Origin of the sequence: Pseudomonas sp. NPDC090233 (assembly GCF_044772285.1) — a bacterium.
GTDB lineage: Bacteria > Pseudomonadota > Gammaproteobacteria > Pseudomonadales > Pseudomonadaceae > Aquipseudomonas.
The window spans coordinates 213,544-226,639 of the sequence record NZ_JBIVYQ010000007.1; the positions used below are offsets into that span (position 1 = coordinate 213,544).

A 13,096-nucleotide genomic window follows, 5' to 3' on the forward strand; every position below is an offset into this window, starting at 1 on the left:
GCGCCGTGGCACGTGAAACCGCAACATCATGCGAAAGATTTGCATTTGCTGTAAAGGGGCCAGCACGCAATTCATGCAAATGCCCCGCTACAGGGCGGAGACCTGATTACGCTGTGCCTGGCGCAGGAAACTGGTCAGCTCGCGCGCCGACAATGGCTTGCTGTAGTGGTAGCCCTGACCTTCGTGGCAGCCTTGGGCGATGATGTAGGTCTCCTGCTCGGCGGTTTCCACACCCTCGGCGATCACCTGCATGCCCAGGCTCTTGCCCAGCTGGATGATCGCCCGAACGATGGTGGCATCGTCGTCGTCGTCGAGCAGGTCCTGGACGAAGCTCTTGTCGATCTTGATCTTGTCCAGCGGCAGCGACTTCAGGTAGCTCAGCGACGAGTAGCCGGTGCCGAAGTCGTCGATGGCGATCATCGCCCCGGAGCGGCGCAGGCTCAGCAGGTGCTGGGCGGCGGTGGTGATGTCTTCCATCAGGCCGGTTTCGGTCACTTCCAGTTCCAGGCTGCGCGGCGGCAGGCGGTAGGCTTGCAGCAGGTTGTTGACCACCCGGGGCAGCTCGTTGTGGTGCAGCTGCACGGTGGACAGGTTGACCGCCATGCGCAGTTCGCTGAAGCCCAGGTCGTGCCATTCGCGCAGTTGTCGGCAGGCCTGGTCGAGCACCCATTCGCCGATGGTGATGATGTAGCCGTTCTGTTCGGCCAGCGGGATGAACTGGTCCGGCGGGACCAGGCCCAGCTCCGGGTGTTGCCAGCGCAGCAGCGCTTCGACGCCCACCACGCGGTGGTCGCGGTAGCTGATCTGCGGCTGGTAGACGAGGTACAGCTGGTTGCGCGACAGGGCTTCGCGCAGGTCCTTTTCCAGCTCACGACGGCGGCGCATTTCGCTGTCGACGCTGGCGATGTAGAACTGGTAGCGGTTGCGCGAGCGAGCCTTGGCCAGGGTCATGGTCTGCTCGGCTTTCTGCAGCAGCTTCTCGGTGCTGTCGCCGTCTTCGGGGAACAGGGTGATGCCGATGGTGGCGCGCAGGCGGATCTGCTGGTGGTCGAAGCCGAACGGCACCTCCAGGTCGTCGAGGATGCTCTGGGCCAGCTCTGCGGCTTCGTACGGTTGCTCGATATTGGCTTGGACCAGGGCGAACTGGTCGCCGCCCAGGCGGGCCAGTGCGCCCAGCCGGCCACTGTGGGCCCGCAGGCGGTCGGCCAGGGCCAGCAGCAGCTGGTCGCCGACCTGGTAGCTGAACTGTTCGTTGATGCCCTTGAAGTCGTCCAAGCCTACGCACAATACGGCGACGCGGTGCTGCAGGCGGCCGCCGTCGACCAGGATCTTGTCCAGCTGTTCCTGCAATTGCTGGCGGTTCGGCAGGCCGGTCAGGAAGTCGTACTGGGCCATGCGCTGCAGGCTGTTCTCGGCCTCGTGGCGCAGGTGGGTATTGCGCTCGATCGAGGCCAGCAGCTGGTTGGCGGTGTTGACCCAAATGCCCAGTTCGTTCTTCTCGTGGCCCTTGAGCAGCGGGATCTGGTGCTGGCTGGGGCGGTCGGGGTTGATCTGGGTGAGGTGCTCGATGATTTTCGACAGCGGCTTGGTCAGCAGCCAGTGGTAGACCAGGTACAGCACCAGGCCCATGGCCAGCGCGCGCAGCACGCCGGAGATGAAAATGATGATGGCGTTGACCAGGAAGTCTTCCCCGTACGACGCGGTGTCGAGGGTGATGCTCAGGTCGCCGTAATATTCGCTGTAGGGGCCGCGGCCGACCAGTTGGGTGGTGAATGTGCGTTCCTGGCCGAGGATCAGGTCGGTCAGCCAGCGCATGGACGCGTCCTTCAATGGGCGGGACTTTTCCGCCAGCATGGTTTCGTTGGGGTGGCCGATCGAGGCCTGGCGCACCGATTCGTCCTGGAACAGGCCTTCCATCACCTGCATGCCCATTTCCCGGTCGAGGCTGTACACCGCCTGGGTAGAGGGGTCGCGGAACATGTCGAGGATGCGCTGGGCGTCATTGGTGACGGCCTGGCGGGTCTTGTAGGTGTCGTAGACGATCTGCGCGCAACTGAGGACGACGCCGACCGCCAGCGCCGAAAGCAGCACGACCCTGAGCAACTTGACCGATAAGCTGTTCCGCAATTCCAGCTTCAATGGGGTTTCCTTAATCCATGCGCATGGCATCATTTTGCCATTAACGTTGGCAATACACTATCGGCCGGTAGGGCTGTCCTGAGCAGTGTATCGGTTGCTTGACCCTGCAACTTGAGTGCGCTGTAGCGAACGTCCAGACGTTTAATGTTAGCGCGCTATACGGGGTGAGCAAGAGCCCCGCAAAAAACTGAAGATTGGATCCAAACTGCACAAAAAAACCCGGCACGTGGCCGGGTTTTCTGTTCAAGGCATGAGTACTCAGGCCTTGAAAGTCTTGCCTTCGAACTGTTCGGCAACAAATGCCCAGTTGACCAGGTTCCAGAACGCCTCGACGTACTTCGGACGCAGGTTGCGGTAGTCGATGTAGTAGGCGTGTTCCCAGACGTCGCAGGTCAGCAGCGGGGTGTCGCCGCTGGTCAGCGGGCAGCCGGCGCCGATGGTGCTGGCCAGGGCCAGGGAGCCGTCGGCTTTCTTCACCAGCCAGCCCCAGCCGGAACCGAAGGTGCCAACCGAAGTCTTGGTGAACTCTTCCTTGAACTTGTCGAAGGAACCGAAGGCGGCGTTGATGGCCTCAGCCAGGGCACCAGTAGGCTGGCCACCGCCATTTGGCGACAGGCAGTTCCAGTAGAAGGTGTGGTTCCAGACCTGAGCGGCGTTGTTGAAGATGCCGCCCGAAGAGCTCTTGACGATCTCTTCCAGGGTCTTGCCTTCGAATTCGGTGCCTGGGACCAGGTTGTTCAGGTTCACGACATAGGTGTTGTGGTGCTTGTCGTGGTGATACTCCAGGGTTTCCTTGGAGATGTGCGGCTGCAGGGCATCGTGGGCGTATGGCAGCGGCGGCAATTCAAAAGCCATGGTGGATCTCCTGATTCAGGTCTAGTTCGCGGTTTGCGCAGGGCCGATCACGGGCGGCCCTATGTGCGTCGGCGAGTTTGTACTCTTTGCGACGCAAGGGCTGGATCATAGCACCAGCCCCGGCGCATAACCACGCAACAAAGATAGGGAATAGAGGTTCCAGAGCGGTTGGCCGGCGCCGACCGGCGGCCTTCAATTGAAGATCAGCTGCGCCGCCACGGCGAACATCATCACTGCGACCATCAGGTCGAGCATGCGCCAGGTGGCCGGGCGCGCCAGCCACGGCGCGAGCCACGCGGCACCGATCGCCAGGGTCGAGAACCACACCAGCGAGGCACTGGCGGCACCGGCCACGTAGGCGCCGGGTACGGTCTGCTGGGCGCCGAGTGAACCGATCAGCAACACGGTGTCGAGGTATACGTGCGGGTTGAGCAGCGTCACCGCCAACGCGCTGAGCAGCACCGCGCGCCGTGAGCGCACGCCCTGGCCTTCCTGATGTTGCAGGCTCTGTTTGGAGCAGGCGCTGCGCAGCGCCTTGGCGCCGTACCAGATCAGGAACACCGCGCCACCCCAGCGGGCGATCGCCAGCAGCGTCGGGTTATGCGCCAGCACCGTCGCCAGGCCGAAGACACCGGCCGCTACCAGCAACGCATCGCAGACGATGCACAGCGCCGCCACGGGTAAATGATGTTCACGACGCAGGCTTTGCGCCAGGACGAAGGCGTTTTGCGCGCCGATGGCCATGATCAGGCCGAAGGCGACCAGCATGCCGTTCAGATAGCTTTGCCACATGGCACGTACTCCCTAAAAGATGCTGGCTATTGTGAAGATCGGCGCTGTATAAGAAAAACCAATAAAGCTCATCCATCATTAGGAAAATCGATGTTCGACTACAAGCTGCTTGCCGCCCTGGCGGCGGTGATCGAGCAAGGTGGTTTCGAGCGCGCCGCGCAGGTGTTGGGGCTGTCGCAATCGGCCATTTCCCAGCGCATCAAGCTGCTGGAGGCGCGGGTCGGCCAGCCAGTGCTGGTGCGCGCCACGCCGCCGAGCCCGACCGAAGTCGGCCGCCAGTTGCTCAACCATGTGCAGCAGGTGCGCCTGCTCGAACGTGACCTGCAGCGCCAGGTGCCGGCACTGGACGAGGAGGGCATGCCGGAGCGCCTGCGCATCGCGCTCAACGCCGATAGCCTGGCCACCTGGTGGGCGGGTGCGGTGGGTACCTTTTGCGCCGAACATCAATTGCTCACCGATTTGGTGGTGGAAGATCAGGAGGTCGGCCTCAAGCGCATGCGCGCCGGTGAAGTGGCGGCCTGCCTGTGTGGCAGCGAGCGACCGGTGGCCGGCGCGCGCAGCCTGCCGCTGGGCGCCATGCGCTATCGGGCGCTGGCCAGCCCGGCGTTCATGGCGCGGTATTTCCCGCAGGGGTTCGACGCCAGGCGCCTGGCGCGCACGCCGGCCATTGTCTACGGTCCGGACGATTTCCTGCAGCACCGGTACCTGGCGTCGCTGGGGATCGAGGATGGTTTCCTGCATCATCTCTGTCCGTCGTCCGAAGGCTTCCTGCGCATGACCGAAGCTGGCCTGGGTTGGGGCCTGGTGCCCGAGTTGCAGGCGCGCGAACAGCTGGCGGACGGCAAACTGGTGGAAATATCTGTCGATACCCCTATCGACGTGCCGCTGTACTGGCATCATTGGCGCAATGGCGGGCAACTGCTCGCGCAACTGACCGAACACCTGCGGCACACGGCACGGCATTGGCTGGTGCCGTTGTAACGGCGGCTGGCGTCTGTTGCATCTGAAATCTGAGGCGGAGTGTTACATGCGAATTCTGGTCACGGGCGCGAGCGGCTTCATTGGCGGGCGCTTTGCGCGCTTTGCCCTGGAGCAGGGCCTGGACGTGCGGGTCAGCGGCCGGCGCGCCGAGGGCGTCGAGCACCTGGTCAAGCGCGGTGCGCAGTTCATCCCCGGCGACCTGGGCGATGCCGAACTGGCCCGGCGCCTGTGCCAAGGCGTCGAGGCGGTGGTGCATTGCGCAGGCGCGGTGGGCAACTGGGGGCGTTACCAGGACTTCTATCAAGGGAATGTGGCGGTCACCGAGAATGTGGTCGAAGGGTGCCTGAAAGAACATGTTCGGCGCCTGGTGCACCTGTCGTCGCCTTCGATTTATTTCAATGGCCGCTCGCGCCTGGATATCCGCGAAGACCAGGTGCCGCGCCGTTTCCACGATCATTATGGGCGGACTAAATACCTGGCCGAACAAAAGGTGTTTGGTGCCCAGGAATTCGGCCTGGAGGTGCTGGCGCTGCGCCCGCGTTTCGTCACCGGTGCCGGTGATGCCAGCATTTTCCCACGGCTGATGCAGATGCAGCGCAAAGACCGCGTGGCGATCATCGGCAATGGCCTGAACAAGGTCGACTTCACCAGCGTGCACAACCTCAACGAAGCGCTGCTCAGTGCGTTGTTCGCCGATGACCGCGCCCTTGGCCAGGCCTACAACATCAGCAACGGCCAGCCGCTGCCGTTGTGGGACGTGGTCAACTACGTGATGCGCCAGATGCAGCTGCCCCAGGTCACCCGCTACCGCTCCTACGGCCTTGCCTACAGCGTGGCCGCGCTGAACGAAGCGGCCTGCATGCTTTGGCCGGGGCGGCCGCAACCGACCCTGTCGCGCCTGGGCATGCAGGTGATGAGCCGTGATTTCACCCTGGACATCAGCCGTGCGCGGCAGTACCTGGATTACCAGCCCAAGGTCAGTCTGTGGACGGCACTCGATGAATTCTGCGTGTGGTGGAAGCACCAGCCACAGGGCCAGTGAACCTGGCGCAAGGATGATGGTCATCAGTGCGCCGCGTTAGCGGTTTATAATCATGCCTCTTTGCTATTACTGCGGTTGAAACCATCCATGCGCAACGATGCCCACGACGATTTCGATGACGTGCCAGCCCTGCGGGCCGGTACCCCTGATGATGACGAGCTTCTGCCTGCGCACGTGTCGCGCAGCCGCCAGAAGGCTGCCAAACCGGCCAGCACCGGCCCGCTGTGGGCGCTGCTCGGCGCCTCGTTCATTGCCTTGGCCGGGCTTGGCTGGTGGAGTTTTCAGCAGATTTCGCTGATGGAGCAGCAGTTGGTGGCTACCCAGGAAAGCTTCGCGCGCATCAGCGAAGAAGCGGCGGGCCGCCTCCAGGCGATCAGCGGCAAGGTCGAGGCCAGTGAGACCACGAGCACCACCGGCAGCGAAGCCTTGAAGCTGCAGATTCGCCAGTTGCAGGCCAGCCTGGCCGAGCAGGGTAAGCAACAGCAGGGCGTGGCAGGGCAGGCGGGTGATTTGGGCAAGCGTCTGGAGCAGGTGCTGGCCGATACCCGCGAGCAGCAGAAAGCCGTGACTGAACTGCAGACTCAACTGCAGGCGCAGTTGAAGGCGGTGAATGGCGAGCTAGCGGCACTGAAGTCGGGCCAGGTGGACGGCGGCAAGCTCGACGGGCAGCTCAAGAGCCTGAGCGATGAAGTGGCGGCGCTGAAGAAGCAGGGCAATCCCAAAGCGGCTATCGAAAGTTTGGAGCAGGATGTGCTGGTGTTGAAGAGCCAGGCGGACAATCGCCCGGCTGCGGCGGCGGCCAGTGGTGCTTCGGTGCAGGAGTTCGATGCGTTCCGCGGGCAGACCACGCGTAACCTGAACACCCTGCAGAGCCAGATCCAGAACCTGCAGCAGCAGATCAACGCAAGGCCTTGATTAGCAGATGAGAACCTCTGTGGGAGCGGCTTCAGCCGCGAACACCGGCTGGGCCGGTGCCATCCACCGCGTCGCTTGCTTCGCGGCTAAAGCCGCTCCCACAGGTTGCTCGCTACCCGATTACAACCGCGGATAATCGATGTAGCCCACCGGCCCCTTGGCATAGAAGGTTTCCGGATGCGCCTGGTTCAACGGCGCATCGGCCGCCAGCCGTGCTGGCAAATCCGGGTTGGCAATGAACGGCACGCCAAACGCCACCGCATCCGCCTTGCCGCTGGCCAATGCCGCATTCGCGCTGGCTTTGTCGAAACGTTCGTTGACGATGTAAGGGCCGCCGAAGGCTTCTTTGATCAACGGCCCGATGCTGTCGTCAGCCTCCTTCTCCCGCGAGCAGATGAAGGCGATACCGCGTTTGCCCAGTTCCCGTGCCACATAGCTGAAGGTCTCGGCGCGGTCGGCGTCGCCCATGTCATGGGAATCGGCACGCGGCGCCAGATGCACACCGACACGGCCTGCGCCCCATACCTCGATGGCCACGTCAGTCACCTCCAGCAGCAAGCGGGCACGGTTTTCCAGCGAGCCGCCATAGCGGTCAGTGCGCTGGTTAGTGCTGCTCTGCAGAAACTGGTCGAGCAGGTAACCGTTGGCACCGTGGATTTCCACGCCATCGAAGCCGGCCGCCTTTGCATTCTCGGCGCCGCTGCGGTAAGCCTCGACAATGTCGGCGATCTCTTCGGTTTCCAGGGCGCGTGGGGTTGGGTATTCAGTGATCGGGCGCACCAGGCTGACATGACCCTTGGGCTGGATAGCACTGGGCGCCACGGGCAGCTCGCCGTTCAGGTAGCTGGGGTGCGAGATGCGGCCAACATGCCACAGTTGCAGGAAGATCCGCCCGCCAGCGCCGTGCACGGCTTTGGTGATGTTGTTCCAGCCGCGTACCTGTTGGTCGTTCCAGATGCCAGGCGTGTCGGGATAACCGACGCCCATTGGCGTCACCGAGGTCGCTTCGCTGAGGATCAGCCCGGCGCTGGCGCGCTGCACGTAGTACTCGGCCATCAGCGCGTTGGGAATGCGCCCTTCATCGGCGCGGCAGCGGGTCAGCGGGGCCATGATGATGCGGTTGGGCAGTTGCACGTCGCCCAAGGTGATCGGATCGAAAAGCGTGGTCATAAGGTTTACCTGCTTTGTCAGAGTGCTTGGCGCAGTTGTTCGAGGAATGCCTGGATGGCGGCTTCGTTACGTTTGAAGAAGTGCCACTGGCCGACTTTCTGGCTGCTGATAAGCCCGGCGCGCTGCAAATTTGCCAGGTGGGCCGAGACCGTCGATTGCGACAGGCCGCAACGTTGGTCGATCTGCCCGGCACACACGCCGTTCTCAAGGCTGTGGTGCTGGGCGGGGAAGTGCGCTGCCGGGTCTTTCAACCAGTGGAGGATTTCTCGGCGGACCGGGTGGGCCAGGGCTTTTATTATTTCGTCGAGGTCGAGAGGCATGGTTAACAGGCTCGTGGTGTAGCGGTATATCGCGATGGGACGAAATATAAGTCGGCCTTTGGCGATATGGAAATATGAACGGGTTCTGAGCTGAGCACGAATCGATATATCGCGTTATAACGATATGCCGGTGGCTGGTGCTAGACTGGCGCCATGAACTACCTCGCACACCTGCACCTGGGCGGCCCTGCGCCGCAACAACTGCTCGGCAGCCTGTATGGCGATTTCGTCAAGGGTTCGCTGGAGGGGCGCTTTGCGCCGGAACTGGAAGCAGCGATTCGCCTGCACCGGCATATCGACAGTTACACCGATCGGCACCCGTTGGTGCTGGCGGCGCTGGCGCGGTTCCCACGTGAGCGCCGACGTTATGCCGGGATCGTGCTGGACGTGTTCTTCGACCATTGCCTGGCACGACATTGGGGTGACTATGCCGAACAGCCGCTGGCGCAGTTCACCGGGGCGTTCTATCGCGTGCTGCTGGCCGAGCCCGAGTTGCCAGGGCGGCTGGCGCGGATTGCGCCGTTCATGGCGGCGGATGATTGGCTGGGGGCGTATGGCGATTTCGCCACGCTGGAGCAAGTGTTCAATGGGATCGGGCGGCGTTTGTCGCGGCCGGAGGGCATGGTTGGGGTGATGGGGGAGTTGGAGCGGTTGTATGAACCGCTGCTGGCGGATTTTCGTGAGTTCTATCCGCAGCTGCAGGTGTTTGCAGCTGAGCAGAGAGCTTCTACTTGAGCAATGTGGTGTGCGTGCCGGCCCTTCGCGGCTGAAGCCGCTCCTACAGGTGCCCACCATCCTGTAGGAGCGGCTTCAGCCGCGAAAGGGCCAGAACAGACACCCAAAAAATCAAGCAGCCCGAGCCTGTCGGCGCGGCGCCAACTCAACCTCATCAACCCCGAACAGCGCCATGTGAATGGCCTGCTGCGCCTGAAACGCCAACACTGCACGTTCCTTTTCCACACTGCAGATCGGCTGCAACAGCTGAATGCAAACCTCACCCCGAGGCTCTGCAAACAGGCGCATCAGGTGCGACACCAGATCATCATCGCCAATGAACGGCGCAATCGGATCCGCCTCGCCATTGCGCAAATACTGGATGGCCACCGGCTGCACCGCCACACCTTGATCGATGGCACCGGCCAGCAAGCGACCATGGAAAGTACGCAGTTGCCGTCCATTGGTCGTGGTGCCTTCAGGGAAGATCAACAGCGGCCGGGCCTGGCCCAGTTGTTCCGTGATCTGCTCGCGCAGGCGCTGTGCGTCACCCCCGCCGCGACGAATGAAAAGCGTACCGGCCTTTTCCGCCAGCCAGCCGGCCACTGGCCAATGACGTACTTCGGCCTTGGACAGAAACGACAGCGGCAACAGCATGCCAAGCAGCGGGATATCGGTCCACGACACGTGGTTGCTGACCCACAGCATCGGCATTTTGGGCACTTCACCGATCACCCGCACCTCGAACGGCAGGGCCGCGACCAGGCGTTTCATGAACAGGCAGGTCCAACGCTGGCGGCGTTCGATGGACGCTTTGAGGCCCAGGCGTTCACCGCAGGCGATCACGCCGGCCATGAGCATGCCGAACAGCAGCACCAGCAAAAGCCTAGCGAGGCGGGCACAAACCCGCATCTTCGGCATCACACCGCCGCCTTGAAATGGCGGGCGTAGCGCGGGCAGAGGTCGGCACGCTTGAGCAGAATGAACACGTCGGCAACCTGGAAGTCCTCGTCCCAGCATGGCTCGCCACAGATCTTCGCACCCACGCGCATGTACGCCTTGAGCAGCGGTGGCATTTCGGCGATGACGTTGCCAGGCATGTCCAGGCTCGGCAGCGGCTTCTTCGGTTCGGCACGCAAGTGCTCGGTGCACAGGTAGCGTTCGCGCAGGCGCTGCATGATAGCGTGGGCCTGCACGCCGCCGTCCTGCATGGGAATGCTGGCGCAACCCATCAGGTAGCTGTAGCGGCCTTCGTTGAGTACTTCGGCCAGCTCGCCCCAGAGCACGGCAATGGTGCCGCCGTTGCGGTACTCGGCGGCGACGCACGTACGGCCCAGTTCGAGGATCGGGCCTTGTAGTTGCCGCAGGCCATGCAGGCTGAATTCTTCTTCGCTGTAGAACCGCCCCAGGCTGCTGGCAGCCTGATGGTCGAGCAGGCGGGTGGTGGCGACCAGTTCGCCGGTGCTCAGGTCGCGCACGCCGATGTGTTGGCAGTGGACATCGTAATCATCCATGTCCAGGCCCTGGTCGGCGCCTTTGAGCTTGGCCTTGAATTCTGCGCTGAACACCTTGTAGCGCAGGGCCTGTGCTTCCTGCAGGGCCGCGGCGCCGACCAGGCGCTCGGCTTGTAGACGGCGTTCAGTGCGGTTGTCGCCAGAGCGAGCGATCCGAGTCATTGCGAGTCTCCATAAGCCAGCCATGAAGGGTTGCGGCCGGTCGGCTTTGTTGTGCAAAGTCAGCCTAGGTAGGCGCGGTGTCACCCCTGTGAATCTTTGGTGATGCTTGCGTGACACCCCACAACAGCCCCTCAAGGAGCGTCCGATGGCCTGGTTGCAACGACTCAACGATCCCCTCCGCCAGCCCCTGGCTGGCACCCTGGGCGAGACCTATGCCGCGCAGCTCGAACACCTCGGCGCAGTCGCCCCATTCGAACTGGCGGTGCTCGGCGGCCGCGCAATGGCCACGCCCGGGCTGGCGTTTCTCATCGGCTACCAGGCCGCCTTGCGCATGCTCTGGCCCAGCGCCCCGGCCAGCCTCGGCGCGCTGTGTGCTACGGAGCGGCGCAGCGTGCGCCCAGCGGACATGCAAACCCGCCTGGAGGGCTTGCGCCTGACTGGCAGCAAGGATTTCGTCACCGCCGGGCTCGATGCCGAATGGCTGCTCGTGGCGGCGCGCAGCGAAAAGCCGGGTGAGGCGCCGCGGTTGAATTTGGCGGTGCTCTATCCGGGCGAACCAGGGGTGACCCTGGAGGCACTGCCGACCCTGCCCTTGATGCCGGAGGTCGGCCACGGCCGACTCCATTTGAAGCAGGCGGCCTGCGAGCTGCTGGCCGGCGATGGCTGGGATGCCTACGTCAAACCGTTCCGCTCGCTGGAAGACTTGTACGTGCTGGCGGCGATGGTGGCCTGGCTGTACGGCGTGGGGCAGGAGTGCGGCTGGCCGCAGGCATTGCAGCTGCGCCTGATCGGCTTGCTGGCGGGGTGTGCCGAGGCCAGCCGCCAGTGTGCCGACAGCGTCGGCTGCCATTTGTTGCTGGGCGGTTTGTTCACCCAGTTTCAGGAACTCAAGGGCGCTATCGACAAAGCGTTGCTGGCAGGGCCGGCACAGTGGGCGCAGCTCTGGGAACGGGACCAGGGGGTGATGGCGTTGGCTGCCGCAGCCCGGGAAAAACGTTTGGCGAAGGCCTGGAGTGCTGCTGGATTGTCATGAACGCCTGTCAGGATGTGGCGCACTGTTGAGCGTAGGGGCGGTTTGTGATGAAGGTGTGGTGGTTGATGTTGGCGATGGCGGTCGGGCCTGTTAGCGCCGAGGATTGGCCCTTGCCGGATTGGCAGGCGGCAACCAGCGCCACCGACTGGCAGGCCGTCGACAGCTATGCCTTCCCCAAGCGCAACGCGCTTGAACGCAGCGGTGTCCGCAGCGACGCGCTGTTGATCATTCGCGATGGCCGCATCCTGTATGAACGCTACGCCGCCCCCACCTCGGCAAGCACCGCGCACCTCACCTGGTCGGTGAGCAAGAGCGTACTGGCCACAGTGCTGGGCGTCGCCCAAGCCGAAGGGCGCTTCAAGCTGCAGGATGCTGCGGCGCGCTTCTTCCCGCCAATGCAGGCGCACCCTGATGTGCGCCTGGTCGACCTGCTGCATTGGGCCAGCGGCCTGGACTGGCAGGAAGACTACGAATACGCGCCGCTGAAGTCCTCGGTGGTGGCCATGCTCTACACCCGGGGGCGGAACGACATGGCGGCCTATACTGCCGCACGTTCAATTGCCGAAAAGCCCGGCACGCGCTTTCTGTATTCCAGTGGCGACAGCAATGTGTTGGCCGCCGCCTTGCGCGGTATGCTCGACTCCGCTGCCTATGCCGATTACCCCTGGCAGGCGCTGTTCACCCCGCTGGGTATCCACAGCGCGGTGTGGGAGCGCGATGGCTCCGGCACTTTCGTCGGTTCTTCCTACCTGTACCTCAGCGCGCGTGACCTGGCGCGCATCGGCCTGTTGATGCAGCGCGAAGGGCGCTGGGCTGATCGTCAGCTGTTGCCGGCCCGTTGGGTAGCGTTCAACCGCACGCTGTTCAGCCAGGCGCAGGCCATCCCCGGCGAAGCCAACCCCGGCGGCCACTGGTGGCTCAACCAGCCGTTGAAGGGCAGTGCGGCGCCTTGGCCCGATGCGCCGACGGACACCTTCGCCGCCCTCGGCCACTGGGGCCAGGCCCTGTATGTATTGCCGACACAGAAGCTGGTGATCGTCCGCTACGCCGATGACCGCGATGGCAGTTACAGCCATAACGAACTGCTCAAACGCGTACTGGCAACGCTGGCCAAGGAGGGCGCATGAAGCGTCTGTTGCTGCTGGTGTTCGTCGCCTTGCTGGGCTGGGCCTGGCTCGAACGCCAGGCCTTGGCGGACTTCCCCGGCATCCTTTCGGCCTATTCGGCCAAGGAGTATTGCTCGTGCCGCTTTGTGATGGGCTTCGACGAAGCCTATTGCCGAAGTTACGTAAATCAATGGCTGCCGCTGAGCGCATTGGAAGAGGACAGTTCTCAGCGATTGATCACCGCCGAAGGCCTCGGCCAGCGCAACCAGGCCGCCTGGCAGTCCGCGCAGGCCGGCTGCCGCTTGCTGCCGTGAAGGCGGGCGGTTAAGGTTGACGGTCTGGTTTCACGAGAT

14 protein-coding genes are annotated in these 13,096 nt (G+C 63.4%); 7 read left to right on the forward strand and 7 right to left on the reverse strand.

Going from position 1 to position 13,096, the window contains the following annotated elements; translation table 11 throughout:
* Positions 1–87: 87 nt before the first annotated feature.
* The 3 genes from ACIQUF_RS20750 to ACIQUF_RS20760 all read right to left on the reverse strand — a co-directional run bounded on the left by ACIQUF_RS20750 (position 88) and on the right by ACIQUF_RS20760 (position 3,786).
* Positions 88–2,139 carry a putative bifunctional diguanylate cyclase/phosphodiesterase gene (locus ACIQUF_RS20750; protein WP_403134907.1) on the reverse strand — a complete coding sequence of 684 codons (2,052 nt, stop codon included), beginning with the start codon at positions 2,137–2,139 and terminating at the stop codon, positions 88–90.
* Positions 2,140–2,397: 258 nt separating this feature from the next.
* Positions 2,398–2,994: a superoxide dismutase gene (locus ACIQUF_RS20755; protein ID WP_012312902.1), complete on the reverse strand. Its 597-nt coding sequence runs from the start codon at positions 2,992–2,994 to the stop codon at positions 2,398–2,400.
* Positions 2,995–3,186: 192 nt separating this feature from the next.
* Positions 3,187–3,786: a LysE/ArgO family amino acid transporter gene (locus ACIQUF_RS20760; protein WP_403134910.1), complete on the reverse strand. Its 600-nt coding sequence runs from the start codon at positions 3,784–3,786 to the stop codon at positions 3,187–3,189.
* A gap of 90 nt (positions 3,787–3,876) precedes the next feature.
* Between ACIQUF_RS20760 and ACIQUF_RS20765 the strand changes: the two genes are divergently transcribed.
* The 3 genes from ACIQUF_RS20765 (at position 3,877) to ACIQUF_RS20775 (ending at position 6,724) form a co-directional block, all read left to right on the forward strand.
* Positions 3,877–4,767: a LysR family transcriptional regulator ArgP gene (locus tag ACIQUF_RS20765; protein ID WP_403134912.1), complete on the forward strand. Its 891-nt coding sequence runs from the start codon at positions 3,877–3,879 to the stop codon at positions 4,765–4,767.
* A 46-nt stretch (positions 4,768–4,813) separates the two neighbouring features.
* Entirely contained in the window at positions 4,814–5,809 is a 996-nt protein-coding gene (locus tag ACIQUF_RS20770) for an NAD-dependent epimerase/dehydratase family protein (RefSeq protein ID WP_403134915.1), read from the forward strand.
* Positions 5,810–5,896: 87 nt separating this feature from the next.
* On the forward strand, positions 5,897–6,724 hold the full coding sequence (locus tag ACIQUF_RS20775) for an ATPase (RefSeq protein ID WP_403134917.1): 828 nt from the start codon (positions 5,897–5,899) through the stop codon (positions 6,722–6,724).
* A gap of 120 nt (positions 6,725–6,844) precedes the next feature.
* Here ACIQUF_RS20775 and ACIQUF_RS20780 read toward each other — a convergent pair whose 3' ends face one another.
* Entirely contained in the window at positions 6,845–7,894 is a 1,050-nt protein-coding gene (locus ACIQUF_RS20780; protein WP_403134919.1) for an alkene reductase, read from the reverse strand.
* Positions 7,895–7,911: 17 nt separating this feature from the next.
* Positions 7,912–8,214 carry an ArsR/SmtB family transcription factor gene (locus ACIQUF_RS20785; RefSeq protein ID WP_403134922.1) on the reverse strand — a complete coding sequence of 101 codons (303 nt, stop codon included), beginning with the start codon at positions 8,212–8,214 and terminating at the stop codon, positions 7,912–7,914.
* 153 nt (positions 8,215–8,367) lie between these two features.
* Between ACIQUF_RS20785 and ACIQUF_RS20790 the strand changes: the two genes are divergently transcribed.
* Complete coding sequence (locus tag ACIQUF_RS20790; RefSeq protein WP_400800107.1) at positions 8,368–8,949, forward strand: ACP phosphodiesterase; 582 nt, start codon at positions 8,368–8,370, stop codon at positions 8,947–8,949.
* Positions 8,950–9,060: 111 nt separating this feature from the next.
* Here ACIQUF_RS20790 and ACIQUF_RS20795 read toward each other — a convergent pair whose 3' ends face one another.
* Together ACIQUF_RS20795 and olsB are read right to left on the reverse strand one after the other, a co-directional pair.
* Positions 9,061–9,849 (reverse strand): lysophospholipid acyltransferase family protein, encoded by a 789-nt coding sequence (locus ACIQUF_RS20795; protein ID WP_403134924.1) that lies wholly within the window; start codon positions 9,847–9,849, stop codon positions 9,061–9,063.
* Complete coding sequence (olsB, locus tag ACIQUF_RS20800) at positions 9,849–10,604, reverse strand: L-ornithine N(alpha)-acyltransferase (RefSeq protein WP_403134927.1); 756 nt, start codon at positions 10,602–10,604, stop codon at positions 9,849–9,851. Before olsB ends, ACIQUF_RS20795 begins: the two co-directional genes overlap by 1 nt.
* A gap of 145 nt (positions 10,605–10,749) precedes the next feature.
* On the opposite strand from olsB, the gene ACIQUF_RS20805 reads away from it, so the two are divergent.
* The 3 genes from ACIQUF_RS20805 to ACIQUF_RS20815 are packed head-to-tail and all read left to right on the forward strand — an operon-like array spanning position 10,750 to position 13,057.
* Complete coding sequence (locus tag ACIQUF_RS20805; RefSeq protein WP_403134929.1) at positions 10,750–11,637, forward strand: acyl-CoA dehydrogenase; 888 nt, start codon at positions 10,750–10,752, stop codon at positions 11,635–11,637.
* Between the two features lie 47 nt (positions 11,638–11,684).
* Positions 11,685–12,764 (forward strand): serine hydrolase domain-containing protein, encoded by a 1,080-nt coding sequence (locus ACIQUF_RS20810; RefSeq protein ID WP_403134931.1) that lies wholly within the window; start codon positions 11,685–11,687, stop codon positions 12,762–12,764.
* Entirely contained in the window at positions 12,761–13,057 is a 297-nt protein-coding gene (locus ACIQUF_RS20815) for an amidase (RefSeq protein ID WP_403134933.1), read from the forward strand. The genes ACIQUF_RS20810 and ACIQUF_RS20815 overlap by 4 nt, the downstream gene beginning before the upstream one ends.
* The last annotated feature ends 39 nt before the right edge of the window (positions 13,058–13,096 follow it).

Coding starts and splice junctions, on each gene's coding strand:
- ACIQUF_RS20785 (WP_403134922.1), bottom strand. CDS start 8,214: ATGCCTCTCGACCTCGACGAAATAATAAAAGCCCTGGCCCACCCGGTC.
- ACIQUF_RS20795 (WP_403134924.1), bottom strand. CDS start 9,849: ATGCCGAAGATGCGGGTTTGTGCCCGCCTCGCTAGGCTTTTGCTGGTG.
- ACIQUF_RS20770 (WP_403134915.1), top strand. CDS start 4,814: ATGCGAATTCTGGTCACGGGCGCGAGCGGCTTCATTGGCGGGCGCTTT.
- ACIQUF_RS20815 (WP_403134933.1), top strand. CDS start 12,761: ATGAAGCGTCTGTTGCTGCTGGTGTTCGTCGCCTTGCTGGGCTGGGCC.
- ACIQUF_RS20760 (WP_403134910.1), bottom strand. CDS start 3,786: ATGTGGCAAAGCTATCTGAACGGCATGCTGGTCGCCTTCGGCCTGATC.
- ACIQUF_RS20755 (WP_012312902.1), bottom strand. CDS start 2,994: ATGGCTTTTGAATTGCCGCCGCTGCCATACGCCCACGATGCCCTGCAG.
- ACIQUF_RS20775 (WP_403134917.1), top strand. CDS start 5,897: ATGCGCAACGATGCCCACGACGATTTCGATGACGTGCCAGCCCTGCGG.
- olsB (WP_403134927.1), bottom strand. CDS start 10,604: ATGACTCGGATCGCTCGCTCTGGCGACAACCGCACTGAACGCCGTCTA.
- ACIQUF_RS20790 (WP_400800107.1), top strand. CDS start 8,368: ATGAACTACCTCGCACACCTGCACCTGGGCGGCCCTGCGCCGCAACAA.
- ACIQUF_RS20780 (WP_403134919.1), bottom strand. CDS start 7,894: ATGACCACGCTTTTCGATCCGATCACCTTGGGCGACGTGCAACTGCCC.
- ACIQUF_RS20810 (WP_403134931.1), top strand. CDS start 11,685: ATGAAGGTGTGGTGGTTGATGTTGGCGATGGCGGTCGGGCCTGTTAGC.
- ACIQUF_RS20765 (WP_403134912.1), top strand. CDS start 3,877: ATGTTCGACTACAAGCTGCTTGCCGCCCTGGCGGCGGTGATCGAGCAA.
- ACIQUF_RS20805 (WP_403134929.1), top strand. CDS start 10,750: ATGGCCTGGTTGCAACGACTCAACGATCCCCTCCGCCAGCCCCTGGCT.